This is a genomic window from Brachybacterium sp. (assembly GCF_036379615.1).
Lineage (GTDB): Bacteria > Actinomycetota > Actinomycetes > Actinomycetales > Dermabacteraceae > Brachybacterium.
The window spans coordinates 55,961-80,841 of record NZ_DASVGJ010000060.1; the positions used below are offsets into that span (position 1 = coordinate 55,961).

The following is a 24,881-nucleotide window of genomic DNA, read 5'->3' on the forward strand; positions in this document are numbered from 1 at the left end:
GGGCCCCTCGGGGACGGTTCGCGGCGAACGTCCGGGACCTCGCGGCGGGTCACGACCCCATCACGAAAGCCGCCTCGACCGCGCCCCGACCCCGGGGGCCCCGTTAGCGTGGAGTGCGATCCGATCCGCCGATCCGCAGATTGTCCGACACCGAGTAGTGTTGCCGATCACAGCAGATCACGTCACACAGACGCCAAGGGAGCATCTCCATGCAGAACCGCCGCAGCTTCATCCGAGGGAGCGGGCTCGTCCTGTCGGCCGCCGCACTGGGCGGTCTCGCCGCCTGCAGCCGCACCAGCACCGGGGGAGGGGACACCGGCGGTGGCAGCGACGGCGGTGGGGGCGACCTGCTCAGCCAGCTGCAGGACGCCGGGACGATCACCGTCGGCTTCGCCGGGGAGGCGCCCTACAGCTTCGAGGACGGCGGCGAGCTGATGGGCGCGACCGTCGCCATGCACCGTGAGATCTTCGGCGAGCTGGGCATCGACACCGTCGAGGGCCGGCTCACCGATTGGAACTCGCTGATCCCGGGTCTGAACTCGCGGCAGTTCGATGCCGTCAGCGCCGGCATGTCGATCCTGCCCGAGCGCTGCGCCGAGGCCGCCTTCAGCGAGCCCGAGTTCCAGTACACGACCGCGCTGATGGTGCCCGAGGGCAACCCCGAGGGCCTGGTGGACATGCAGTCCTTCGTGGACTCCGGGCTGAAGGTCGCCACCATGTCCGGAGCGGTCGAGTCGGGATACGCGGAGACGCTGGGCCTGGACAGCATCGAGGTGGGCGGCCCGCAGGACGGCGTGGACGCGCTCAAGGCCGGCAACGCCGATGCCTTCGCCCTGACCGCCATCTCCCTGAACTGGCTGGCCGACAACACCGTCGACGGCGTCGAGGTGACCGACAGCTTCGTCGCGGAGCTCGACGGCGTCAAGCAGGTCGGCGCCGGCGGCACCGTCTTCCGCCAGGAGGACACCTCGGTGCTGGACGCCTACAACGAGAAGCTCGCCGAGATCATCGCGGATCCGGAGCGCTACCTGTCGATCGTGGGCGACTTCGGCTTCACCGAGGAGGAGCTGCCGCCGGAGGACATGACCGCCGAGATCCTCTGCTCCGGTGACCTCTCGTCCCTGCAGTGATCCCCCGCTCCATCGATGACGCCGTCCCGGCACGTGCCCTCGCGGGCCGTGCCGGGGCGTTCGTCGACCGGGAGGTGATGCCCCGATGGACGGAGTGATCGGCTTCTTCCTGGACCTCGGTCCGAACCTCCAGCTGGTGCTCGAGCGGATGTCGATGATCCTCGACGGCCTCGGGACCACCCTCCTGGCCACGGCGCTCGGAGCGCTGCTCGCGCTGGTGATCGCCTTCGTCTTCGGGCTGGCGCAGCTCTCGAAGATCTTCGTGGTGCGGGTCCTCGCGCGCCTCTTCGTCGAGTTCTTCCGAGGCACCTCGCTGGTGGTCCAGCTGTTCTGGCTCGCCTTCGTGCTCCCGCAGCTCCCGTACCCCCTGGGATTCCGGCTCGAACCGCTGCTGGTCGCCGTCCTGGCCCTGGGCCTGAACTACGGCGCCTACGCGGCGGAGGTCGTGCGCGGCTCGATCAACTCGGTGCCCAAGGGGCAGTACGAGGCGATCAGCGCCCTCAGCCTGAGTCCCGCGCGCGGCATGTTCCGCATCGTCATCCCCCAGGCATGGGCCCTCATGCTCCCCTCGCTGTCCAACCTGTGGATCCAGCTGCTCAAGGGGAGTGCGATCGTCAGCTCCGTGCTGCTGTACGACCTGTTCTTCCAGGTCGAACAGCTCCGTGACCGCACCGGCACCTGGTTCGCCTACCTCTTCGCCCTGCTGGCCTACTACCTGATCGCCTGGTTGATCGTGATCCTCATGAACGGACTCGAGGTGCAGGCCAAGCACCGGATCGGTCGCGGTCCCGCGCTGCGGCACAGCTGGCGCTCCCTCTTCCAGGCTCCCGGCACCACGCCCTCGGGCGGGAAGTCGGCCCGCGTGGTCCAGGACCGTGCGGTCGCGGCCGCGTCGGGACCGGCAGGAGGTGGTGCGGCATGAGCCCGGAGATCTCCTGGTGGAACTGGGACCACGCCGCCGCGGTCCTGCCCCTGCTGCTCGACGGATTCAAGATCACCCTGTTCGCCACCGTCATGGGCACCCTCATCGCGATCGTGCTCGGACTGGTGGTCGCCATCATCCGTCGCAGCGCACCCCCGCTCCTCAACAGGCCTTTCACCTGGCTGGTCGAGTTCATCCGCATGACCCCGCTGGTGGTGCAGCTGGTGTTCGCGAACCTCACGCTCTCCCCGTACGTCGACTCCACCCTCGCGATCGGCATCTGGGTGCTCGGCATCCACTACACGACGTACATGGCCGAGGTGTACCGCGCGGGGATCGACTCGGTGCCGACGGGCCAGTGGGAGGCGGCGACCGCGCTGTCCCTGCCGCGCGCACGCACCTGGCGCGCGGTCATCGCCCCGCAGGCGATCCGCAACACCCTGCCGGCGCTGGGCAACTACGCGATCTCGATGTTCAAGGAGACCCCGTTCCTCTACGTGATCTACATCCTGGAGATGGTGCGGGTCGCGCAGACCTACGGCGGTGACACCTTCCGGTACACCGAGGCGATCACGCTGGCCGGCCTGATCTTCCTGGCCGCCAGCTATCCCACCTCCCTCCTGATCCGACGACTGGAGAAGAAACTTGCCTGAGCACGAGCCTGAGAGCACTGCGAGCCCCGCCCCGGAGGGCTCCGCCCACATCGAGTTCCGGGACGTGGTCAAGAAGTTCGGTGACCACACCGTGCTGAACGACCTCAACTTCACCGTCAGCAAGGGAGAGCGCGTCACCCTGATCGGGCCCTCCGGCTCGGGGAAGACCACGATCCTGCGCCTGGTGATGACCCTCGAGGAGCTCACCGGCGGGTACATCCACGTCGGCGGGAACCCGTTGCAGTACGAGGAGCAGGGCGGGAAGCGGATGCGCATCCCCGACAAGCGCCGCCGCCGCACCACCACCGACATCGGCATGGTGTTCCAGCACTTCAACCTGTTCCCCAACATGACCGTGATGGAGAACGTCATCGAGGCGCCGATGCACGTGATGGGCCTGTCTAAGGCCGCGGCCGTCGAGAAGGCCGAGTCGCTGCTGGACAAGGTGGGCATGGCCTGGAAGAAGGACGCCCGACCCTCCGAGCTCTCGGGCGGTCAGCAGCAGCGCATCGCCATCGCCCGGGCGCTCGCCATGGATCCCGAGATCCTGCTCCTGGACGAGGTCACCTCGGCCCTGGATCCCGAGCTCGTGGGCGAGGTGCTCGCGGTGCTCAAGGACATCGCCGCCGAGACCGACATCTCGATGCTGATCGTCACCCATGAGATGCAGTTCGCGCGCGACGTCTCGGACCGCGTGATGATGTTCGACCAGGGCTCCGTCGTGGAGCAGGCCTCCCCGGAGCGGATCTTCAGCGATCCCGAGCACCAGCGCACCCGGGACTTCCTGCACGCCATCCTCTGATCCGTCCACCAGTCCGCGAACTGTCCCTCTCGGCTGCCGCGGCGCTCGTCGCTGTAGTCTGTGCCCGTTCGTTCCGCGCCGACGCGGTCGCCCTGCGTGTTCTGTCGGCGGCCGCTGTCCGGCGTGCCGACCCCAGGAGACCCTGTGCCACACCCCGACGCCATCGCCGTCCCGACGCTGACGAGCGAGTTCCCCGTCGTCGGCGACGACCCTCATATCGACGCCCCGCTGCGGGCGACCGTCCGCCGCCTGTCGACCCTGCTGGGCCGTGCCCTCGCAGACCAGCACGGACAGGAGATGCTCGACCTCGTCGAGCAGGTCCGCAAGCTGACGAAGGAGGCGAAGTCCGCCGATTCCGAGGCCAGTGCCCTGGACGTGCAGAAGCGGCTCGCCGAGCTCCCGATCGAGCAGGCCACGGCTCTGACGCGCGCGTTCGCGCAGTACTTCCTGCTCGCCAACGCGGCCGAGCAGGTCTACCGGGTGCGAGCGCTCGACGAGCGGCCCGGGGCCGAGTCCTGGATGCCGCGCACCGTGCGCGCCGTCCATGAGGAGCTCGGCCCGGAGGGTCTGCAGCAGGCCGTGGACTCCCTCGACGTGCGCCTGGTCTTCACCGCGCATCCCACGGAGGCCTCCCGCCGCGCCGTGTTGACGAAGCTCCGCCGCATCTCGGACATCCTCGGGGAGGAGACCGAGGAGGGGACGGTCGAGCGCCGGCGCCAGGACCGTGACCTCGCCGAGCTCGTCGAGACGCTGTGGCAGACCGACGAGCTGCGCCGCCAGCGCCCCACCCCGCAGGACGAGGCCCGCAACGCCCTGTACTACCTGCGCCAGATCTTCCGCCAGACGATGCCGGGCATGCTCGACGATCTGCGCGAGGAGCTGCGCGCCCACGGCGCAGACCTGCGCGACGGCCAGGTCCCGCTGCGCTTCGGCTCCTGGATCGGCGGCGACCGCGACGGCAACCCCTTCGTCACCGCCCAGGTCACCCGCGAGGTGCTGCAGCTGCAGGCCGAGACCTCGATCGACTTCGCCGTCGAGCTGCTCTCGGACCTGATCCTCGAGCTGTCGGTCTCCAGCGAGCTCACCGGCGAGGACGAGGCGCTGCGCGAGAGCCTGGCCGAGGACCTCTCCCACGAGTCCGAGCTCGATCCCCTCCAGCAGGACCTCTACCGCGAGGAGCCCTATCGCCTCAAGCTCGGGGCGATGCGCTCGAAGCTGCGCGCCACCAAGGAGCGCATCCGCACCGGCGACGCGCATGTCCACGGCCGCGACTACAGCGACGGCGCGGAGCTCCAGGAGGACTTCACGGTGCTGCGCGAGGCCCTGCGCCGCCACGGCGGGGAGCGCGCCGCCGACGGCGCCCTCGCCGTCGCGCAGCAGGTGCTGGCCGCCTCCGGCCTCAACCTCGCCACCCTCGACGTGCGAGAGCACTCCGAGAAGCATCACGAGGTGCTCGCGCTGCTGTTCGACCGGGTGGGCGAGCTGGACCGGCCCTACATGGAGCTGAGCCGCGAGGAGCGCACCTCGGTGCTGGGACGCGAGCTGGGCAGCCGGCGACCGCTGGTCGGCTCCGCGATCACCGAGGACTCCTCGATCCTCGACGACGCCACCCGCACCACCTACAACGTGTTCCGTGAGATCCGGGACGCGCACCGCCTCTACGGCACCTCCGTCATCGAGACGTACATCATCTCGATGACCCACGGCGCCGACGACGTGCTCGCGGCCGCGCTGCTGGCCCGCGAGGCGGGCCTGATCAGCATCGCCGGAAGCGAGGAGCATCGCGCCGACATCGGTTTCGTGCCGCTGCTGGAGGAGGTCTCCGAGCTGCGCCACGCGGGCGAGATCCTCGACGAGCTGCTGGGCGATCCCTCCTACCGGGAGATCGTCCGCCTGCGCGGCGATCGCCAGGAGGTCATGCTCGGCTACTCGGACGGCAACAAGGATGCCGGTGTGATCACCTCCCAGTGGGAGATCCACCAGGCCCAGCGTTCGCTGCGCGATACGGCGGCGCGCCACGGCGTGACCCTGCGCCTGTTCCACGGCCGCGGCGGGTCCGTCGGCCGCGGCGGCGGCCCCACCTATGACGCGATCCTGGCCCAGCCGTACGGCGTGCTCGAGGGCGAGATCAAGTTCACCGAGCAGGGCGAGGTCATCTCCGACAAGTACATGCTGCCCTCGCTGGCCCGGGAGAACCTGGACCTGTCGCTGGCCGCCGTGCTCGAGGGCTCCGCGCTGCACACCTCTCCGCGGTCCACCCCCGAGCAGCTGGAGCGTTTCGGCGAGGTCATGCAGTCGGTCTCCGATGCATCCTTCGCGCGCTACCGCACGCTGGTGGACGACGAGAACCTGCCGGAGTACTTCGTCTCCGCGACCCCGGTCGAGCAGCTCGGCGACCTGAACATCGGCTCGCGCCCCTCCAAGCGCACCACCTCCTCCAAGGGCTTGGACGGGCTGCGGGCGATCCCGTGGGTGTTCGGCTGGACCCAGTCGCGGCAGATCGTGCCCGGCTGGTTCGGCGCCGGTTCCGGCCTGAAGGCCGCCCGCGAGGCGGGCCTCGAGCCCGATCTGCACGAGATGTACCGCAACTGGCACTTCTTCCGCACCGTGATCAGCAACGTCGAGATGACGCTCGCGAAGACGGACATGCAGATCGCCGCGCACTACGTGCACTCGCTGGTGCCGGAGCACCTGTGGTACCTCTTCGACCTGATCCGTGAGGAGTACGAGCTCTCTGTCGCGGAGATCGAGCGGCTCACCGGGGTGCTGGATCTGCTGGACAACCAGCCCATCCTCAAGCGCACCCTCGCGGTGCGCGACCGCTACCTCGATCCGATCTCCTACATGCAGGTCGCGATGCTGCAGCGGGCGCGTGCCGCCTCGGCCCGCGGCGAGGAGCTCTCGCCCGAGCTGCAGCGCGCGCTGCTGACCACCATCAACGGTGTCGCAGCGGGTCTGAAGAACACCGGCTGAGCCCCGGCTCCGCACAGCGGCGCGGGCGGCACCCCCTGGGGTGCCGCCCGCGCCGTCGTCGTGCTGCCGGGCGTGGTCAGCGGGCGGTGCCGTCGACCGCGAACTGCTCGATCCGTGCCAGCTCCTCCTCGCCGAGGTCCAGCTTCTCGGCGGCGGCGATGTTCTGCTCGAGCTGCTGCACCGAGGAGGCCCCCACCAGGGCGGTGCTCACCTGCGGGTGGCGCAGGGTCCAGGCGAGGGCGAGCTGGGCGAGGCTCTGGCCGCGCTCCTCGGCGATCGCGGAGAGCCCGCGCACCCGCGCGAGGTAGTCCGAACCGGTGACCTGGCGCTCGCTGAGCGAGCCCCCGGAGCCCGCAGCCCGGGAGGTGTCCGGGACCCCGGTGAGGTAGCGGCTGGTGAGCAGTCCCTGCTGCAGCGGGGAGAAGACGGCCAGGCCCACACCGAGCTCGTCCACGGTCTCGAGCAGACCGCCCTCGACGTGGCGGTTGAACATCGAGTACGAGGGCTGGTGGATCAGCAGCGGCGTACCGAGGTCGGCCAGGATCTGCGCGGCCTGGCGAGTCTTCTCGGGGGAGTAGTTCGAGACTCCCGCGTACAGGGCGCGGCCGCTGCGGACGGCCTGGTCCAGGGCTCCCATGGTCTCCTCGAGCGGGGTCTCGGAGTCCCCGCGGTGGTGGTAGAAGATGTCCACGTGATCCAGGCCCAGGCGATCCAGCGACTGGTCCAGGGAGTTCAGCAGGTACTTCCGGGAGCCGCCGTCGCCGAAGGGGCCCTCCCACATGCGGTAGCCGGCCTTCGAGGAGATGACGAGCTCGTCGCGGTGGGCGCGGAAGTCCTGGGCGAGGATGCGGCCCAGCTGGGTCTCTGCACTGCCCGGGGGAGGGCCGTAGTTGTTGGCCAGGTCGAAGTGGTTCACGCCGAGGTCGAAGGCGCGGCGCACGATGGTGCGCAGGGTCAGGGGATCACGGTTCTCGCCGAAGTTCTGCCAGAGGCCCAGGGAGATCGGGGGCAGCTGTACGCCGGATCGGCCGACGCGACGGTACGGGGTGCGGTCATAGCGGGAGGCTGCCGGGAGGTAGGCGTCAGTGCTCATCTCCTGACCCTAGTCGCAGGCTCTCGTCGGCAAGGGCGGCCGTCCCGCCGGTGAGATGGCCGCGGCTCAGGCGGAGACGAGACGCGCGTCGAAGGCGATCCGCAGGAACTCCCGTGCGGGACGGTCCTCCTCAGCACGTGCCCAGGACATCACGGCCACGTCGAAGCAGGCGATGGCGGCGTGGACGATCGCCTCGGCGCGCACCTCCGTGTCGCTCCCCGCCAGTCTCTCGCGCACGAGCGGGACCAGCAGTCCGGCCCAGGACTGGTGCTTCTCGAGGTGGCGGGCCCGCAGCGTCGGAGCGCCGACCAGCACGAGGAGCATCTTCTTCTCCCGGGCGGCGTCCACCTGCGAGGTCGCGAGCATCCTGTCGAAGGCCGAGTGCAGGGAAGCCCATGCCGGCTCCTCGGACGGGCGGGCGATGAAGGCGTCCCGGACGGTCTCGCCCCAGAGCTCCGCGTCGCCCATCACCGTGTCCTCCTTCACGGGGAAGTAGCGGTTGAAGCTGCGGGTCGAGATGCCGGCGGCCGCGGCGATCTGGTCCACGGTCACCCTGTCGAAGCCGTGCTCGGCGAACAGGTCGATCGCGATGTCGGCGATGCGGGTGCGGACGGCGTCGCGCGTGATCTGACGCAGTGCGCGTGGCCGGGGCGGGGAGGTCTCAACCATGCGGCCATGATACGCCGAGAGCCAAAAGTGTCTGACTCAGACAGATGTGGCGTATGCTGACATCACAGTTCCCGACGAGAAGGATCCCTCATGCAGACACGAACCCTCGGCCAGCAGGGGCTCACCGCCTCCGCGATCGGCTACGGCGCCATGGGCACCAAGATGGCCTACGGTCCCAGCGACGACACCGAGTCCATCGCCGCCATCCGTCGCGCCCACGACTCGGGCGTCACCCACTTCGACACCGCCGAGCTCTACGGCTGGGGCGAGGGGGAGAAGCTCCTGGGCGCGGCGCTCCGCCCTATCCGGAACCAGGTCACCATCGCCACCAAGTTCGGGTTCACGCCCTCCTATGGCACCGATTCCCGGCCCGAGCACATCCGTGAGGTGGTCGAGGGAAGCCTGCGCAACCTCGGCGTCGACCATCTCGATGTGCTCTATCAGCACATCGATGATCCTGCCGTGCCGATCGAGGAGGTCGTGGGAGTGATGGCGGAGCAAGTCCAGGCCGGCACGGTCTCCTACCTCGGCCTGTCCAACACCTCCGTCGCGAACATCCGCCGCGCTCACGCCGTGCACCCGATCAGCGTGCTCCAGACCGAGTACTCGCTCTTCGCGAGGGAGGCGGAGGAGATCCTGCCCATCCTGGAGGAGCTGGGGATCGGACTGGTGGCCTACTCGCCGCTGGCCCGCGGATTCCTCACCGGCGCGGCGCGACCGCGGACAGCGTACGAAGCCGACGACGCCCGACAGCTCACCCCGTGGTGGGCACCGGGCAACTTCGAGGCCAACCAGGAACTGGTCGCCGAGCTCACGGCCCTCGCCGAGAGCCGGGACGCGACGATCTCCCAGCTGTCCCTTGCGTGGCTCCTCGCCCAGCACGAGGAGATCGTCCCCATCCCCGGCTCGCGCAGCGCCGCACGGGTGGACGAGAACATCGCCGCCGCAGCCCTCGAGCTCAGTGCCGCGGACCTCGATCGGATCGCGTCGATCGTCCCCGAGGGAGGCATCGGCGGGCGGCTGGACTTCTGAGCGCTCACCGATCGCCTACGGCATGCGCAGCGAGCGCTCCATGACGTCCATCCCGAGGCCGGCCACCTTCAGCCACTCGGGATTGCCCGCGAACGGGACGGAGCGGCCCACCGTGACGAAGCCGTGGCGCTCGTACCAGGCGTGCAGCTCGGGACGGGACTGCAGGACCTGGATCACCAGCAGGTCGATGCCCGCCTCGCGCAGGAGCTCGGCCTGCGCCTCCAGCAGGCGGCCCCCGAGCCCCCGGGACTGGGCCGAGGGATCCACGGCGAACAGGCCCAGCTCCGCCCGGCGCGTGCCGTCCGCGTCGGCGGGATCACGGCGGGTGTAGCAGCAGCCGACGGCCACGCCGCCTGTCTCGGCGACCAGCAGGGTGATCGCGGGATCGGCGAGCAGGGCCCGGACCTCGTCGGCGTCCGTCCGGTGGCCGTCCACCAGATGCGCTTCGGTGGTCCAGCCGCCCTCGCCGCGATAGGCCCGCTGCACCAGGTCCACCAGCGCGTCCACGTCGTCCTCGTGCGCGGGGCGGAGGAGCACCTCCGTGCCGCCCCGCGTGCCGGGCCGCGCCGTCATGAGGAGATGCGCCCGGTGCGCTGGAGCTCGACGAGCAGGCCATGGCCGTCGGGAGCGGAGAGGGTCAGCGGTGTTCCCTGGTGGAGACCGGAGGACTCCCGCGGTCGTCGGGAGCCGTGGGAGAGGATCTGCTCGGGCTCGGTGAGCTGACGGATCAGCACGGAGTCGACCTGCTCCGGGTGGCGGTCGGAGAACTCTGCATAGATCGTGGGGTCGTGCTGGCCATCGTCTCCCACCAGGATCCAGCGCAGCTCCGGGAACTCCGCGGCGAGCTGCTCCAGGGCACGATGCTTGTGCTCGGGGCCGGAGCGGAAGAATCCGGTGTTGGTCGGGCCCCAGTCGGTGAGCAGCAGCGGGCCGTCCGGATAGCCGTTGCGGTAGAGGAACCGTTTCAGCACGGGGAACACGTTCCAGGCGCCGGTGGAGAGGTAGAAGACAGGCATCGACGGGTGCTCGCGGGCCAGGCGCTGATAGAGCATCGGCATGCCGGGCACCACCTGCCGGGAGGACTGGTGGATCACGAAGGCGTTCCAGAAGGCGAGCATCGGCCGCGGCAGCCAGGTCACCATCACGGTGTCGTCGATGTCGCTGACCAGGCCGACCCGTGTCTCGCGCGGGACCACCGTGATGTCCGCCGTGACCTCGTTGCCGGGGACGGTCCACAGCACGGCCGCGTGGCGACCTGGGGACAGGGCGATGTCGAGCTCGGCGTCGACGATCCCGGACCGGTCCGCTCGCACCGTGAACTGCTGATCGCCGAGGAGCACGTGGACGGTGCGGTGAGGAGCCACCTGTGACGCGAAGTTCCGCCAGCCGCGCACCGCCATCGTGCGCATGTCGTGGACCGGCTGGTCGTGGAAGTCCGCAGGGGTGCCGGGCGAGGCGTAGAGGACCTTCGCCAGCACCCGCACCCGATCACCGGAGCCGAAGCCGTGGAACGGCTGGAGCCGCAGGTCCCAGCGCAGGCGACGCAGAGCGCCGCCCACCACCGAATTCTTGACGTCCTCGATCTGCGCCGCCCAGTGCGGGCGGTCGGTGCTCGAACGGGAGGCGACGGCGCGGAGCGCCCCGCGGGCCGAGCTCAGCCGTGACGAGATCCCCACCGGGGTCTCAGAGGCCGCGTGACATCTTCAGCCAGGCACCGTCGGGGTCATCCTCGACGATCTCCCAGCGGTCGCCCGTGTCGGCGAAGCCCAGCGCCTCGTAAAGGGCGCGAGCTCCATCGTTCTTCGGGCCGACGTACAGCGTGATGGTGTCCGCACCGTCCTCGCGCGACCACTCGAAGACGGCCTCGGCGAGCTTGCCGGCGATGCCCTCGTGACGTGACTTCGGGGTCACCCACATCGCCTGGAGCTCACGCTCGTTGGCGGGGGAGTCCTGCTCGTGGCGGACCGCGACGACCGCGACCGGCTGATCGTCCTCGACGGCCAGGAACCAGGCGGCGTCCTGCACGCGCTGCTCCCAGACGGTGTCCTCGTAGGTGGATTCCTTCTCCCAGCTCTGCCCGAAGGCGGCAGGATCCGTGCTGAGGGACCGGAGACGGATCTCGCGCACGAGCGACCAGTCGTCGTCGTGGGCGCGGATGATTTCGGCCATGGGTGTCCTCCTGAGCCGTCGTTGCGTGGTCACGGGCCGTGGGGCCCTGGCGATCATGCTCTCGCGTTGCCGCAGGCACCGCATGCACTCGCCATCCAGTGTACGTTCCCCAGCGGTTCGGCGCTCCCATCGGCTGGACGTTGACACAATGGGGGGATGGAGCCTCTTCGCCTGCTGACCGTCTGCACCGGCAATGTGTGCCGTTCCCCGGCCGCCGCGGTGATGCTGCGCGCCGCCCTCGCCGAGGAGGGGCTGGCCGGGCGTGTCGAGGTCGGATCCGCGGGCACCAGCTGGGAGGCGGAGGGGATGCCGATGGATGACCGCACCGAGCTCGCCCTCGAGCGCGCCGGCTACTCCCGCCCGTTCGAGCATGCCGCGCGCACCATCCACCTCACCGAGCTGCTGGCCTGGGATCTGGTGCTGCCGATGACGGCGGACCACGCCCAGCGCATGCGGCGGATGGTGGAGCAGGCGCCCGAGGGCGCCGCCGTGCCCGAGATCCGGATGTGGCGGCGCTTCGAGCCGGGCATCCCGGCGGAGGCGCCGGCGACGGATATCGCTGTCGAGGACCCGTGGTACGAGGGGCAGGGCGCCTTCGACCGGACGATCCGGCAGATGCAGCTGAGCGTGCCGGGAATCCTCGCGCGTGCCCGGGAGCTGCTCGCGGAGCGCTGAGGCGATCCCGCGGGGGAGTGGCTGCGAGGGGGCGGCCGTCCCGGCGTCAGCTCTCGTGCGCCGTCAGTCCTTGTGCCCGGTGGAGCGGTTGCTGTGGACGGTCGCACCGACGAACCCGGCCGTGGTGAGGAAGCCGATCCCGAGCGCGATGATGATGACCTGCCGCATCTTCCCGAACGCGGAGTCGGAGCCGTCGGAGATGGCGTTGAACAGCCGGACGACGGGACCGCCCTCCTCGGAGGCGGGGGTCGGCTGCGGGACCGGACTGGGGGAGAGGGGAGGCTCCTCGCTGGTGGCGGCTCCCGCCTGCTCACTGCTGTCTGACTCGCTGGTCACGGCGGAACCGCTGGTCTGGCTGGTCTCTCCGCGCTCTCCCGAACGGCTGGCGGCAGGGCTCTCGGGCTCCACCGGCGCATCCGTCGGATCTGCCGGGGCGGGCTCGGAGGCGGGAGCGGGAGCCGGCGCGGGTGCGGGCTCCGGTTCCGGTTCCGGTGACTCGCGCTCGGGTGTCAGCTCCGCCGGGGCGGAGGACTCGGTCTCGGTCGGCTCCGGTGCAGGGGGAGTCGTGGGCTCGGTCGACTCGGGGGGAGTGCTCGTTGTGGGTGACTCGGTGGGGGGATCCTCGGTCGCATTGTCCGTCGGATCCTCGGTCGGCCCGTCAGTCGCACCCTCGGTCGGCCCGTCGGTCGGATCCTCGGTCGGCCCGTCGGTCGGATCCTCGGTCGGCTCCTTGGTCGGTTTGCCAGACACGTCGTCGGTCGGCTGGGCCGCAACGTCGCCTCGATCGCCGCCATTACTCGATCCCCCGGACTCCTTGATCCCGCCGCTGGAGTCCCCGCCGCCTCCCGAGAGGTCGCACTCCAGAACTATGGCGAGGACGGAGCCCTTGTCGGGATCTCCGCAGACCGGATCGTGAACGGTGTTGCCGCCGGTTGAGATGCCATCGGAGTCGTGCACTTCCTCTGACTCGTCGGCACCGCCGGAGCCTTCGCCGACACTGTCCTCGGTGTCGGATTGCGAGCCCTCGACTTTGACTTCGCTGTCGGGAGTCTCGTCCTCGCCCTCGGTCGGCTCGGTCTCGTCCTCGGTCGGCTCGGGCCGATCCTCGATGGACTCGGGGTCCGGGGCCTCCACGACCGTGGACGTGCTCGACTCCGACTGCGACGTGGCATCTGGTGCGATGTCCGGGCTCTCCGCGAGGGCGGGAGCTGCGGCGAAGGGCGTCGCGACGGCGAGCGTCGCGGACACGGCACAGAGACGCGCACGCAGTCGCATAGGCGTGGTCCCCCCTCCCTTGTCGCGAGCTCAGCGGCTGCGGTCGGTGTCATGGCTGGTGGGTCCGACGGAGCACATTACCCTACCGACCCTTTACTTTCGACCCCATGTTTCACCCGTCGGAGGACCTGCGCAAGGGAGCTGTGCACGGGGCCACGCCCACGTGAGTTACGTCAAATTGGCCATAGCTTGACCAATGCTTTGCAAGCGACCTGCGGAAACAGTGCTCGCCCCGCGCAGGACCGCCTCGCAGGTGGGAGAACGGTTGCCCGAAAAGTGGTCGGCGGGTTTCGGTCCGGCGGGGCACCGCTGCGACGCCGGACCTGCTGTCACCCGGCGAGAGGGAGCGGGCGAGGGTCAGTCGGCGAGGGCCTCGTCCACGAGCGCCTTCGCGGCGTCCTGGACCTGTGCCAGGTGCTCCTCGCCCTGGAAGGACTCGGCGTAGATCTTGTAGATGTCCTCCGTGCCCGAGGGGCGAGCGGCGAACCAGGCCGACTCCGTGGACACCTTCAGGCCGCCGATCGCACCGCCCGCAGGAGCCTCCGTGATCGCCGAGACGATCGGCTCCCCGGCGAGCTCGGTGGCGCTGACCTGATCGGCGCTGAGCGCCTTCAGCTTCGCCTTCTGCTCCCGGTTCGCCGGGGCATCCGTGCGGGCGTAGTAGCTCGTGCCGAACTCCTCGACCAGCTCGGCGTGCAGGGTGCTGGGGGAGCGGCCCGTGACCGCTAGGATCTCCGAGGCCAGCAGCGCGAGGATGATGCCGTCCTTGTCCGTGGTCCACACCGAGCCGTCGTGGCGCAGGAACGAGGCGCCGGCGCTCTCCTCGCCGCCGAAGCCCACGGAGGAGTCGATCAGGCCCGGCACGAACCACTTGAAGCCCACCGGCACCTCGTACAGCTCGCGGCCCAGCGAGGCGACGACCCGGTCGATCAGGCTGGAGGAGACCAGGGTCTTGCCCACCTTCGCTGTCGTCGGCCAGTGCGGCCGGTGCGCGAAGAGGTAGCGGATCGCGGTGGCGAGGTAGTGGTTGGGGTTCATCAGCCCGGCGTCGGGCGTGACGATCCCGTGACGGTCCGCATCCGCGTCATTGCCGGTGGCGATGTCGTATTCGTCGCGCTTCTCGAGCAGCGAGGCCATCGCCCAGGGGCTCGAGCAGTCCATGCGGATCTTGCCGTCGCGGTCCAGGGTCATGAACGACCAGCGGGGATCCACCTCGGGGTTGACCACGGTGAGGTCGAGGTCGTGCATCTCGCCGATCTCGGCCCAGTAGTCCACCGCCGCGCCGCCCAGCGGATCCGCGCCGATGCGCACCCCGGCCCGACGTATCGCCTCGAGATCGATGACGTTCGGAAGATCCTGCACATAGGTGTGGAGGAAGTCGTAGCGCTCCGCGTCCTGCAGCGCCTTCTGGCGTCCGTGGCGGCGCACGCCGCGCAGGCTCTCGGTGAGCAGCTCGTTGGCGCGGTCCGCGATCCAGGAGGTCGCATCGGTGTCCGCGGGGCCGCCGTGGGGCGGGTTGTACTTGAAGCCGCCGTCCCGGGGCGGGTTGTGGCTGGGGGTGACCACGATGCCGTCGGCCCGCCCGGGATCGTTCGCCGCCCGGCCCCGGTTGTGCATCAGGATCGCGTGGGAGACCGCGGGGGTGGGGGTGTAGCCGTCGAGCGAGTCGACCTGGACGGCGACGTCGTTCGCGGCCAGCACCTCGAGCGCGGTGTCGAAGGCGGGGCGGGAGAGGGCGTGGGTGTCGCGCCCGATGAACAGCGGCCCCCGGATCCCCTGCGCGGCGCGGTACTCGACGATCGCCTGCGTGGTCGCGGCGATGTGGTCCTCGTTGAAGGCCGTGTCGAGCGAGGAGCCACGGTGTCCCGAGGTGCCGAAGGCGACCGCCTGATCGGGGTCCGCGGGGTCCGGATGGTTGTCGTAGTACGCGTCGAGGAGCGCGTCGACGTCGACGAGGTCCTCCTCCAGTGCCTTCTGGCCTGCACGGGGGTGCATCATCACCACTCCATCCTCGAGAGTCGGGGTCCTGGGCTCACTGTAGGACAGGGAGGGGGCCCGGGGACGGGGAGCGACTGCGTGCTGAGACGGCGCGGGCCCGCGTGGGTCAGGAGCGCCGCGAACGCACCAGCAGCACGATGCCGATGATGGTCAGCACCAGTCCGACCAGACCGGAGACCAGCCCGACGATCGGTCCGATCAGCAGCGGGGCGGCCATGCCGAACACGCTGTACGGGCCGAGGTAGGCAGGCTCCTCGGTGCCAGTGCAGGACACGGTGACGGTGGTGTCGTCGATCGCGGCCACGCCGAGGGTCTGCACGTACTCGGAGCCGTCGGCGAAGGTGATCGAGCTGGAGCTCGGCACCGTGGTCACCGCGCCGGGGTCCGAGCCCTCCGCCGTGCACTGCGCCGACGCGGCGTCAGCCTGCGGGACGTACACGATGAGCATCTCGTTGGCGCTCACCTCGACCTCGGCGGAGCCGCCCTCCATGACCGTCGGTCCCTGGGAGGCGTCGGCGGCGAGGGAGCCGACCGACCACACGATCCCGCCGATCGTCGCAGCGGGGCCGATCACCAGCAGGAGCACCAGGCCGATGATCAGCGGCCACAGGCCGCGGCGACGGCGAGGGCGGGACGGACCCGACGACGGCAGCGGACCGCCCCCTGGCTGCGGACCGCTCCCGGGCAGCGGACCCGTCTGCGGGGCGTAGGGGTCCCGCCCGTACGCGTCGGCCGCGCCGTGGGCCCCGGAGGTCCCGTGCGCATCGGGAGCGCCGTGCGCTCCGGGAGCGCCGTACGACCCCTGCGGGGCGGCCGACGGTGCGGAGCTCGGGGAGGGCGCGGTCGGTCCCGGCAGCCCGTAGCTGGGGCGCTGTCGCGGCGTGGGCGCCGCGGACTCACCGTCGGACATCAGTGCTCCTTCACGAGGTGGATCCGTCCAGGGTAGTGGCCCATCCTCCGAGGATCCGGGGACCTGGTCTCAGGATTCGGGCCTCAGGATTCGTGCCACGGCGTGCGGGCCACGGCGTGCGGGTCGCAGTGTCCGGGTCGCGGTGAGCGGGGTCGGGTCAGTGCCCGGTGACCTCCAGCATGATCCCCACGAGCGCTGCACCCAGCACCGCAGTGGCCAGCGGCGTGACCAGCCAGATCAGCACGATGGTCCGCGCCACCTTCCAGCGCACGTTCCGCAGCCCTTTGGCGGCCCCCGCGCCGACGACGCTCGAGGCCAGCGCGTGCGAGGTCGAGACGGGCGCGTCGAGGCCGAACAGGCTCACCGACATGGTCGCCGCGGCGGAGACCTCGGCCGCCAGTCCCTGGGCGACCGTCAGATCGGTGAGATGCCGTCCCAGGGTGCGGATGATCCGATGGCCGCCCATCAACGTCCCCGCCCCCACCGCGACCGAGACCGCGACCATCATCGGGACCATCCCGCTCGGCGACCACTCGGCGGCGGAGGCGGCGATCACGATCACCGCCAGCGGAAGTCGGGAGTCCGCGATCCCGTGCCCGGTCGCGACTGCGCCCGCGGAGAAGGTCTGGGCGAAGCGGAGATGACCGCGCTGCACGCGCTCGTTCCGCCCGGCGCGGAGCAGGGCCTGCATCAGCAGATAGGCGATCCCGGCGGACAGCAGCGGCCCCACGAGCGAGATGACCAGGAGTGACCCCAGCAGAGCCCAGGGGGCCGTTGCCCCGATCACGAGGGTGGCCCCGAGGGAGGCTCCGAAGAAGGCGTGCCAGGTGGAGGCCGGCATTCCGTACCACCAGGTGAGCAGATCCCATCCGACGGTGGCGAGCATGATCGCGAGCAGGGCCAGACCGAGCGTGTCCGGGACCTGGGCGGTCGCCTCGGTGAGTGGGGCCAGCCCCAGCAGGCGCACCGCCCACTCCGCGGTGACCAGGATCAGAGCCATCCCCAGCAGAGCCCCGAGCAGGTTCAGCAGAGCCGCCATCGCGAGCGCCGTGGACTCGCGCAGGGTGCGGGTCGCGATCGTGGTGGAGACCGCGTTGGACGCGTCGTGGAAACCGTTCATGTACGCCATGGCCAGCGCCATGACGACGACCAGGACGAGCAGGACCGGCGTCACTCAGGAGTCCTTGACCCGCAGCAGATCAGCGATCCGTGCGGCACGCTCCTGCAGGATGATGGTCTCCCGGATCGAGGCGGCGACATCGTGCAGGGGCAGCAGCTCCTGGCTCGCTCCGCCGCGCGAGTACAGCTCCCCGAGAGCGCGCCGCACCAGGCGGTCGCCCTGGCGCTTGAGCTTGCGGACCTGCTCGTAGTAGTCGCCCAGATCACGCACCCGTGCCAGCTTCCAGGTGACGGCCACGGTGAGCTCCGACGTCCGCTCGATGCCCTTGGCGGCGTCCAGCAGCGGGGTGGGCAGGGTGCCGACCTTCGAGATGACCATCAGCTCCGCAGTGTGCTCCATGGAGTCGACGGTGTCCGCGATGGTCAGCGCGAAGTCATAGAGCAGCTCGGCCTCGTAGGGCGTGATGAGCGAGTGCGCGAGCCGCTGCGCGATGCGTCGGCACAGCTCCTCGGAGACGGTCGCCTGCTCGTGCAGCCGGGGTGCGATGCGAGTGCGCTCGCGGTAGCCGTGACCGAGCAGCTTCGAATGGGTGTCCGCGGCCTGGACCAGCAGCTCGGACAGCTCCGCGAAGAGGTCGTAGAGGGGGCGCTCGGTGCGCTGCGGGAACAGCCGCGAGAGGAACTGCACCACTGGTGTCGCCTCCTCGCGCCGACGGGCGCCTGACGCCGCTGGTGCCCTCGGGAACGGGCGCGGATCGGTTCATGATGTGGGGCGCCGGACCGGGATGCGCCTGTCGGCGCGAAGGCCGCTCGAAGCGGCAAATGTTGGAGCCCGGGGCAACCGCGGCCCGACGCGGTCCCAATCGTAGAACACGACGGCGGCGCGGGAGCAAGCCGGGCCCGTGAGGTCATGGCGTGCGCCTCACTGCGCGCTGTCGCGACGCGTCGAGCCTCACCGCGCCGGGTGATGACTCGCCGCGATGCATCACGCCGGACCGTGAGCTCAGTCCAGCTGGCCGGTCTCCGCCCGGTGTCCGGCGGCGGTGAGCTCCTCCCCGGTGCTCAGCAGCCGCTCCGCCTGTCGCGTGCGCTCGTCGCCGGTGTCCTCGTCCGCCAGATGAGCCGTCCCGTGGGCCACGATCGTGGCCACCGCTCCCGCGCGACGCAGCGCCATCCCGAGGTCGCCGGTGAAGGCGCCGCGGAGGATGTCGTCCATCGTGCGATGCACCTGCGCGACATCCGGCGGCTCCGAGAAGCCCGAGAGGTAGCGCAGGCCCGGCACGGTGCGGGAGCCCGCGCGGTATCGGCGCACCACATCGTCGCCGTTGCGCTGCGACCACGTGTACAGCACATACAGGCGCCACAGCGCCCCGGGCAGCGTGGTCGCGGGGGCACCCGACCACAGGGCCGCGAGATCGGTGAGGCCGTCCTCGGAGGCGAGGGCGACGACGCGCTCGACGACCTCCGGATCCGAGCTGTGGAAGACACCGTCCAGCAGGGCGCGGGCGGAGTCGTGGGCAAGATCAGAGGAGGCCGCCGGATCCGGCGCGCCGGGGATGCTCTCTGCGACCGAGGCGTACAGCGGGGCAGGGCGGCGGAATCGAGGAGCGGGCGAGCCGTGCGAGGACATGCTCCGCACACTACGCGCCGGATCCCCCCGGTCGCACCACTGCGCGGGCAGCCGCTGCGTGGTCGACCACCGCGCGCTGCACCGCGGACCGCACTACTGTGGTGACATGACCATCCCCCGGCAGATCGGCCCCGAGTCCGGGCCGCGCACCGCCCTGCCCGACTACGGCCGCAGCAGCGCGACCGTCGAGCGCATGGTCTCCGACCTGCGCCGAGGAGCAGGGGCGAAGCGCCGCAGCGGGAGAAAGGTGCGCGCCCTGTTCCCGGCCGCCGCCACGAGGGACACCGCGCTGCGGGCCATCGTCTCCGCCCTGCTGCTGGGAGGTGCCCTGATCGCGGCCGTCGCGATCGCGCTGCTGCTGGCGACCGTCGAGGACGGCCGTTCTCCGGGGACCGGACTGCTGATCGTCCTGTTCGCGCTCGGCAGCTGCGGCCTGCTCCTGCTGCTGCTGGGCCTCCGCTTCGGCGCGGTGGCCCTGGCCACCGCGCGCTCCCGGGTCGAGATCTCCGAGGACGGCCTGTACGTGGTCGGGGCGTTCCGCTCCCGCAGCGTCGCCTGGCAGGACATCCACGCGGTCGAGTCCCGGGTGGTGCACCCCGTGCACTGGCTCACCGCCGCGCTGCGGCTGCGCGACGGCTCCCGCGTGCTGATGCCGGCCTTCGACCGCCACATCTGGACCTACGGGCAGCCCTCCGGACAGGACATCCGTGCCCTGCGGATCGAGCTGCGCAGGTACGAGCAGGCGGGCCGCCGCCCGTTCTGACCGCGCCAGAGGTGCGGGACGGGCCAGGGCCCGAGAAGGACCGCGGCAGGATCGATGAAGGAGGAGCGGCATGGACGCACTGCTGATGACGCTGGGCTCGGGCTGGGTGAGCGGGGTCCGGCCCTACTTCATGATGTTCCTGCTCGGGATCAGCGGGAGGGTGTTCGGCATCGAGCAGGTCCCCGAGGTGCTCCAGCGCACCGATCTGCTGGTGATCACCGGGATCCTGCTGCTGGTCGACCTCGCCGCGGACAAGATCGCCTTCCTCGACTCCTCCTGGGACCAGCTGCACACCGTGATCCGCCCCCTCGCCGGCGGCGCGATCGGCTACCTGCTGGGAGGCGAGACCGACACCACCACCGCGATCGTGATGGCAGTGATCGGCGGAGCCACCGCCTTCGGCGCCCACGCCGCGAAGTCCACCGCGCGGGCCGCGGTGAACGTCTCCCCGGAACCTGTCTCCAACGCGCTGGTCTCCACCGCTGAGGACGGCGCCGCGGTGGTCATGGGGCTGCTCACGCTCCTGCTGCCGGCGCTCGCCGCGGTGCTCGCCCTGGGCCTGCTGGGCCTCGGGATCTACCTGGTCGTACGGATCCGCCGCGTCTATCACGGCCTGAGGGGGCGGCTGAGCGAGGCCCGCGCCCGCCGAGCCGGAGCCCCGCCGACGGGGACGCCGCCGACGGGGGCCTGACCCCCGAGCTCCGAGCTCCGAGCTCCGAGGTCGGGCGCCAGGGTCAGGCGCCCGGCGTCCGGCTGACGCCGTCCTCCCACAGGGCGCGGGCGGCCTCGGTCACGGACTCGGCGCTGACATCGGAGACGCTGAGGACGCCCTCCTCGTCCAGCGGCAGGTGACCGGACTTCCAGCTGCCATCGGCCTCGACGTGGAACATCAGCGGGACCGGGTCCTGGGGGGCGGCCAGCTCGGTGCGGCGCAGGGAGACGGTGCGCTCGTTGCCGCCCTCGAGGAAGGCCACGACGATGTCGGAGACCGAGGCGGGGACCTGGTCCGGCCCCGGCAGGGCGGTGACCACGAAGGAGTCCAGCTCGTCCTGGGTGAGCATGATGACCGCCTCGTTGGCCTTGATGATGAAGGCCATGCGCATCGCCTCGCCCTCGGCGAGGGCGATCCCCAGCCAGCGATCGGCGGCGGTCAGCGCGGTCGCGACCACCTGGCCCTCCTCGCCCAGCAGCCACTGGCCGTCCTCGGAGCGCTCCACCTTCCCGCGGGCACGCAGGCCGGAGGTGACCGCAGCGGTGACGAACTCCTGCGCGGCCTCCGGAGCGCTGCGCAGTCCCACCTGCTCGCGCGTGATGCGACCGTTGTCGGTGTCCCGCAGGCCCAGCATGAAGTCGATCTCGTACGCCGTGTAGATCGTGACCTGCTCGTCGGTCGTGGTGCTCTCGCTCATAGGTCCCCCCGGGGTGTCGCGGTGCGGGCATCGAGGACGACGCCCGGCAGTGGTGTCACAGGAAGCATGTCAGATTCGCGCCGGGCGCGGATAAACTCGCAGGATGCAGCGGGAAGAACTCACGGACGCCGCCGCGGTGAGCACCGGGCTCGTCGGCGAGAGCACACGCGCGGTCTACCGCGACCTGCTGCGCTTCGGCCCCCGCTCCCGCAGCGAGCTGTCCGGGCGACTGGGGCTGTCCGCTCCCACGGTCACCCGCGTCACCCGGGACCTGCTCGAGCGAGACCTGCTCCACCCCCTGGACGCCGTGGCCCGCACCAAGGGACGCCCCCAGGAGCCGCTGGACATCGAGGAGAACCGCGGGCCCCGCTTCATCGGCATCAAGGTCACCTCCGAAGAGGTCCACGCCGTGGTGACCACCGTGCGCGGCAACGTCCTCGAGGAGCTCGTGCTCGCACTGGACAGCACCGCGCCGGAGTCGCTCCTGGAGACCCTCCTGGTCGCGGCCGAGGCGATGATCGCCGCGCACCCGTACGTGGCCGGGATCGGGGTGGGCCTGGGCGGCCTGGTGGCCGAGCGCCGCACAGTGGTCTCCTCGCACCTTCTGGACTGGGCGGAGCCCGTCGAGCTCGCCGCCGCCCTCGAGGACCGGGTCCACCTTCCGGTGGTCGTCGAGAACGACCTGGTCGCCATGGTGAGCGGACTGCACTGGTTCGGGATAGGCCGCACCTACGACTCCTTCGCGGTGCTCACCGTCGGCGCCGGGGTGGGGCTCGCGACCGTGATCGACGGCCGCGTGGTGCGCGGCCGCCACCACATGGCGGGGCTGACGGGACGGCTCCCCGTGGACCGCACAGCCGACGGAGATCCGATCCCGATCCGGGAGCTGGCGAGCACGGCGGCGGTGCTGCGGCGGGCACGGGAGCAGGGGGTGCTCACCGACGGGGACGGGATCGAGGAGCTGCGCGCCCTGATCACGGCCGAGGACTCCGGCGCCCTTGCGATCGCGGCGCAGACGGCGCGCGCGGTCGCGATCGCCGCTGTCGGCCTGGTCGCCGTGGTCGATCCCGAGGCGATCGTGCTCGGCGGCGAGAACGTGGACCTGCTGCGCGCGGCCGGCTCCGTCTTCGAGGACACCCTGCGCGAGGGCATCGGCGGAGGTCAGCGCGATCTCGTGGTGCGCACCCTCAGCGGAGACTTCGACGAGTGGGCGCGCGGGGTCGCCGTGATCGCCATCCAGGAGTTCGCCGGAGCCGTGCCCTGAGGCACGACCCCGGCGTGAGCAGCTGATCTGAGCTGTCACTCAAACGGCGCAGTCACTCGAACAGCGCGTCGACCCGTTCGTCGTAGGCGACGAAGTCCTCGCCGTCGGCCCGCCGCATCCAGCACTCGTCGAAGGCCGGCTGCATGATCGACATGATCGATGCCGAGTTCTCCACCAAGGGGTACAGCGAGGTCTCGCCGTTCGCCACCCGGTCCGTGAACGGGGTGACGTCCAGGCCCGCCTCGGCGTAGCTCGCGATCGCCGCCTCCGTGCCCGCGTCGGTCGCGGGGAAGAACGGCGCCCGCTCCCCGATGACCCGCTGCGCCTCGTCCGAGGCGAGGAAGGCGATCAGCCGCGCCGCCTCCTCCTTGTGCGGGGACTGCGAGGAGATCGAATCGCCGAGCCCGTTGAACATGGAGATCGCGGTGCCGACCGGGCCAGCGGGCAGCGGCGCGATCCCCAGGTCCATGCCCTCCATCCCCGCGAAGGTGGTGATCATCCACGAGCCCACCGTCGCCAGCGCCGCCGAGCCGGACTGCAGCTGGGTCTGAGCGGGGGAGGAGTCCCCGAAGGTGCCGAAGGGCGGGAAGAAGCCCTTGTCGACCAGGCCGAAGTACCAGTCCATCGTCGCGGTGAAGCGGTCGTCGTCGTAGTTGAAGCTGGTGCCCCAGGTCTCCGCGTCGGTGAAGGTCCATCCGGTCGAGAGAGCGAAGGGCGACCAGCTGGTCTGCCCGGTGTAGTCGGTCCCCGCATCAGCGGCGAGGCCGTACCGGGCGATGCTGGTCGGGTCGAAGCCGTCCTCATCGCCGCGCACGCCGTGGGTGTCCAGGGTGAGCCGGGCCAGCATCCGTTCGAAGCTGCCGCCGTCCTCGGGGTTCCAGTCCAGGCCCTCGAGGTCCTCGGGGGCGAGCCCCTCCTCGGCGAGGAGGTTCTTGTCGTACATCACCGCGATGGTGTCGTAGTCCTTGGGGATCCCGTAGCGGGTGCCGTCCTGATCGCTCCACAGCTCCTGGAGACCCTCCTGGAAGTGGTCTGCCGTGATGTCCGCGAGCGGGGCGAGGTCGTCCAGCGGGGCGATCACCCCGAGGCGCACGAACTCCGGGAAACGGGCGAGGTGGTCGGCGAAGGCATCCGGGCCGGCCTCCGCGACGAAGCTCGCGGTGAGCTTCGTCCAGTAGTCGTCCCAGCCCAGCTGCGTGATGCGCACGAAGACGTCCGGGTTCTGCTCCATGAACAGGTCGATCGCCGCGGAGTAGGCGGGCAGCTGATTGGCGTCCCACAACCAGTAGTCGATCTCGGTGGCACCTGCGGGAGCGGCGCTGCCGCCGCACGCCGCCAGAGCGGCGGAGCCGGCCGCACCGGCCGCGAGGGCCGCGGAGCCCTGCAGCAGGCGACGACGGGAGAGGGGGGAGCGGGGAGAATGTGCTCGGGTGTTCATGTCTGACCTCACTTGATCCCGCTGAAGCCGATGGAGTTGACGATCTTCTTCGCGAACAGGGCGAAGAGGATCAGCATGGGTGCGGCCGCGACCAGGGTCGCGGCCATCAGCCCCGACCAGTCCGGACCGGTGCCCGGTGCCTGGGCGCGGAAGACGCCCAGCGCGACGGTGAGGACGCGGGACTGATCGGTGTACGAGACCATCAGCGACCAGAAGTACTCGTTCCAGGCGGACATGTACGTCAGCAGCGCCAGGGTCGCCAGCGGCGCGCTCGCCATCGGCATGATCAGGGTGAAGAACACCCGCACCTTGCCGGCGCCGTCGATCAGCGCCGCCTCCTCGACCTCGCGCGAGATGTTGTTGAAGAACTGCCGCAGGAAGAAGATCGCGAAGCTCGAGATGAACAGCGAGGGCAGCATGATCCCCAGCAGCGTGTCCACCAGGCCCAGGTTCTTGATGAGGATGAAGTTGGGCAGCAGGGTGAAGATCTGCGGGATCATCAGCGATCCCAGGAAGATCATGAACACCGTCTCCCGGCCGCGCCAGCGCAGGCGTGAGAAGGCGTAGGCCGCCATCGCGCAGGAGAAGGTCTGCACGACGGTGATCGTGGTCGCGACGATCACCGAGTTCAGCAGGTAGCGCCAGAAGTTGATGGAGGCGCCGGAGCCGCCCTGGGAGATCGCGGTCTCGACGTCCTGGAGGCCGAAGACCCGTTCGAAGCCGCCGATGTTCAGCCCCACGGGGAGCAGGCTGGACGGATCGGTGGCCAGAGCATTGTTGCTGGACAGTGCGGTGCGCAGCATCCAGTAGAAGGGGAAGACGGTGAGGAACAGGAAGAAGATCATCACCGCCCACGCGAGGATCTTCCCCCAAGGGAAGGGGCGTCGGGGTCGGGTGCCGGCGGGACGCGCGGCGGTGGTGTCGGCGGCGACGGCGGGAGTGGTGGTGGTCATGGCT

The 24,881-nt window shown here is 70.4% G+C and carries 24 protein-coding genes; 10 read left to right on the forward strand and 14 right to left on the reverse strand.

The genetic code is table 11. The features are described from left to right. Window positions 1–209 precede the first annotated feature (209 nt). The 5 genes from VF289_RS11670 to ppc all read left to right on the forward strand — a co-directional run bounded on the left by VF289_RS11670 (window position 210) and on the right by ppc (window position 6,480). The gene (locus VF289_RS11670; protein ID WP_330884060.1) at window positions 210–1,130 is read left to right on the forward strand and encodes a transporter substrate-binding domain-containing protein; all 921 of its coding nucleotides are present in this window, start codon (window positions 210–212) and stop codon (window positions 1,128–1,130) included. Between the two features lie 85 nt (window positions 1,131–1,215). Then, window positions 1,216–2,052 (forward strand): amino acid ABC transporter permease, encoded by an 837-nt coding sequence (locus tag VF289_RS11675; RefSeq protein ID WP_330884061.1) that lies wholly within the window; start codon window positions 1,216–1,218, stop codon window positions 2,050–2,052. Beyond that, complete coding sequence (gene ehuD / locus VF289_RS11680; RefSeq protein WP_330884062.1) at window positions 2,049–2,705, forward strand: ectoine/hydroxyectoine ABC transporter permease subunit EhuD; 657 nt, start codon at window positions 2,049–2,051, stop codon at window positions 2,703–2,705. Before VF289_RS11675 ends, ehuD begins: the two co-directional genes overlap by 4 nt. A 64-nt stretch (window positions 2,706–2,769) precedes the next feature. Continuing rightward, window positions 2,770–3,507: an amino acid ABC transporter ATP-binding protein gene (locus tag VF289_RS11685; protein WP_330884174.1), complete on the forward strand. Its 738-nt coding sequence runs from the start codon at window positions 2,770–2,772 to the stop codon at window positions 3,505–3,507. A gap of 144 nt (window positions 3,508–3,651) precedes the next feature. Then, complete coding sequence (gene ppc / locus VF289_RS11690; protein WP_330884063.1) at window positions 3,652–6,480, forward strand: phosphoenolpyruvate carboxylase; 2,829 nt, start codon at window positions 3,652–3,654, stop codon at window positions 6,478–6,480. A 76-nt stretch (window positions 6,481–6,556) separates the two neighbouring features. Here the strand turns inward: ppc and VF289_RS11695 are convergent, their stop codons facing one another. Both VF289_RS11695 and VF289_RS11700 read right to left on the reverse strand, forming a co-directional pair. Beyond that, window positions 6,557–7,573 carry an aldo/keto reductase gene (locus tag VF289_RS11695; protein ID WP_330884064.1) on the reverse strand — a complete coding sequence of 339 codons (1,017 nt, stop codon included), beginning with the start codon at window positions 7,571–7,573 and terminating at the stop codon, window positions 6,557–6,559. Between the two features lie 66 nt (window positions 7,574–7,639). Then, window positions 7,640–8,242: a TetR family transcriptional regulator gene (locus tag VF289_RS11700; protein WP_330884065.1), complete on the reverse strand. Its 603-nt coding sequence runs from the start codon at window positions 8,240–8,242 to the stop codon at window positions 7,640–7,642. A gap of 90 nt (window positions 8,243–8,332) precedes the next feature. On the opposite strand from VF289_RS11700, the gene VF289_RS11705 reads away from it, so the two are divergent. After that, the gene (locus tag VF289_RS11705) at window positions 8,333–9,274 is read left to right on the forward strand and encodes an aldo/keto reductase (protein ID WP_330884066.1); all 942 of its coding nucleotides are present in this window, start codon (window positions 8,333–8,335) and stop codon (window positions 9,272–9,274) included. A gap of 15 nt (window positions 9,275–9,289) precedes the next feature. Here VF289_RS11705 and VF289_RS11710 read toward each other — a convergent pair whose 3' ends face one another. Genes VF289_RS11710 through VF289_RS11720 form a run of 3 tightly spaced genes read right to left on the reverse strand, consistent with a single transcriptional unit; the run spans window position 9,290 to window position 11,443 of the window. Further along, a complete protein-coding gene (locus VF289_RS11710; protein ID WP_330884067.1) occupies window positions 9,290–9,847 on the reverse strand; it encodes a GNAT family N-acetyltransferase in 558 nt (185 codons plus the stop codon). Further along, window positions 9,844–10,950, reverse strand: a complete 1,107-nt coding sequence (locus VF289_RS11715) for an App1 family protein (RefSeq protein WP_330884068.1) — start codon at window positions 10,948–10,950, stop codon at window positions 9,844–9,846. The genes VF289_RS11710 and VF289_RS11715 overlap by 4 nt, the downstream gene beginning before the upstream one ends. A 7-nt stretch (window positions 10,951–10,957) precedes the next feature. Next, window positions 10,958–11,443: a GNAT family N-acetyltransferase gene (locus VF289_RS11720; protein ID WP_330884069.1), complete on the reverse strand. Its 486-nt coding sequence runs from the start codon at window positions 11,441–11,443 to the stop codon at window positions 10,958–10,960. Window positions 11,444–11,599: 156 nt separating this feature from the next. Here VF289_RS11720 and VF289_RS11725 point away from each other — a divergent pair, with 156 nt between their 5' ends. Next, window positions 11,600–12,118, forward strand: a complete 519-nt coding sequence (locus tag VF289_RS11725) for a protein tyrosine phosphatase (protein WP_330884070.1) — start codon at window positions 11,600–11,602, stop codon at window positions 12,116–12,118. Window positions 12,119–12,181: 63 nt separating this feature from the next. Here the strand turns inward: VF289_RS11725 and VF289_RS11730 are convergent, their stop codons facing one another. The 6 genes from VF289_RS11730 to VF289_RS11755 form a co-directional block, all read right to left on the reverse strand. Then, window positions 12,182–13,366, reverse strand: a complete 1,185-nt coding sequence (locus VF289_RS11730) for a PT domain-containing protein (RefSeq protein WP_330884071.1) — start codon at window positions 13,364–13,366, stop codon at window positions 12,182–12,184. A 384-nt stretch (window positions 13,367–13,750) separates the two neighbouring features. Beyond that, window positions 13,751–15,388: a phosphoglucomutase (alpha-D-glucose-1,6-bisphosphate-dependent) gene (pgm, locus tag VF289_RS11735; RefSeq protein ID WP_330884175.1), complete on the reverse strand. Its 1,638-nt coding sequence runs from the start codon at window positions 15,386–15,388 to the stop codon at window positions 13,751–13,753. A gap of 109 nt (window positions 15,389–15,497) precedes the next feature. Further along, window positions 15,498–16,301, reverse strand: coding sequence for a hypothetical protein (locus VF289_RS11740; protein WP_330884072.1), 804 nt, complete (start codon window positions 16,299–16,301; stop codon window positions 15,498–15,500). A gap of 157 nt (window positions 16,302–16,458) precedes the next feature. Then, window positions 16,459–17,475, reverse strand: a complete 1,017-nt coding sequence (locus VF289_RS11745; RefSeq protein WP_330884073.1) for an inorganic phosphate transporter — start codon at window positions 17,473–17,475, stop codon at window positions 16,459–16,461. Continuing rightward, complete coding sequence (locus tag VF289_RS11750) at window positions 17,476–18,108, reverse strand: DUF47 domain-containing protein (protein ID WP_330884074.1); 633 nt, start codon at window positions 18,106–18,108, stop codon at window positions 17,476–17,478. Window positions 18,109–18,423: 315 nt separating this feature from the next. Next, entirely contained in the window at window positions 18,424–19,050 is a 627-nt protein-coding gene (locus VF289_RS11755) for a hypothetical protein (RefSeq protein ID WP_330884075.1), read from the reverse strand. A 106-nt stretch (window positions 19,051–19,156) separates the two neighbouring features. Between VF289_RS11755 and VF289_RS11760 the strand changes: the two genes are divergently transcribed. Continuing rightward, window positions 19,157–19,813 (forward strand): PH domain-containing protein, encoded by a 657-nt coding sequence (locus VF289_RS11760; protein ID WP_330884076.1) that lies wholly within the window; start codon window positions 19,157–19,159, stop codon window positions 19,811–19,813. Window positions 19,814–19,883: 70 nt separating this feature from the next. Then, a complete protein-coding gene (locus VF289_RS11765) occupies window positions 19,884–20,504 on the forward strand; it encodes a DUF4126 domain-containing protein (protein WP_330884077.1) in 621 nt (206 codons plus the stop codon). Window positions 20,505–20,547: 43 nt separating this feature from the next. Here the strand turns inward: VF289_RS11765 and VF289_RS11770 are convergent, their stop codons facing one another. Beyond that, window positions 20,548–21,222: a hypothetical protein gene (locus tag VF289_RS11770; RefSeq protein WP_330884078.1), complete on the reverse strand. Its 675-nt coding sequence runs from the start codon at window positions 21,220–21,222 to the stop codon at window positions 20,548–20,550. A 103-nt stretch (window positions 21,223–21,325) separates the two neighbouring features. Here VF289_RS11770 and VF289_RS11775 point away from each other — a divergent pair, with 103 nt between their 5' ends. Next, complete coding sequence (locus tag VF289_RS11775) at window positions 21,326–22,486, forward strand: ROK family transcriptional regulator (protein WP_330884079.1); 1,161 nt, start codon at window positions 21,326–21,328, stop codon at window positions 22,484–22,486. Window positions 22,487–22,538: 52 nt separating this feature from the next. Here the strand turns inward: VF289_RS11775 and VF289_RS11780 are convergent, their stop codons facing one another. Beyond that, window positions 22,539–23,924: a sugar ABC transporter substrate-binding protein gene (locus VF289_RS11780; protein ID WP_330884080.1), complete on the reverse strand. Its 1,386-nt coding sequence runs from the start codon at window positions 23,922–23,924 to the stop codon at window positions 22,539–22,541. Between the two features lie 8 nt (window positions 23,925–23,932). Further along, on the reverse strand, window positions 23,933–24,877 hold the full coding sequence (locus VF289_RS11785; RefSeq protein ID WP_330884081.1) for a carbohydrate ABC transporter permease: 945 nt from the start codon (window positions 24,875–24,877) through the stop codon (window positions 23,933–23,935). Between the last annotated feature and the right edge of the window lie 4 nt (window positions 24,878–24,881).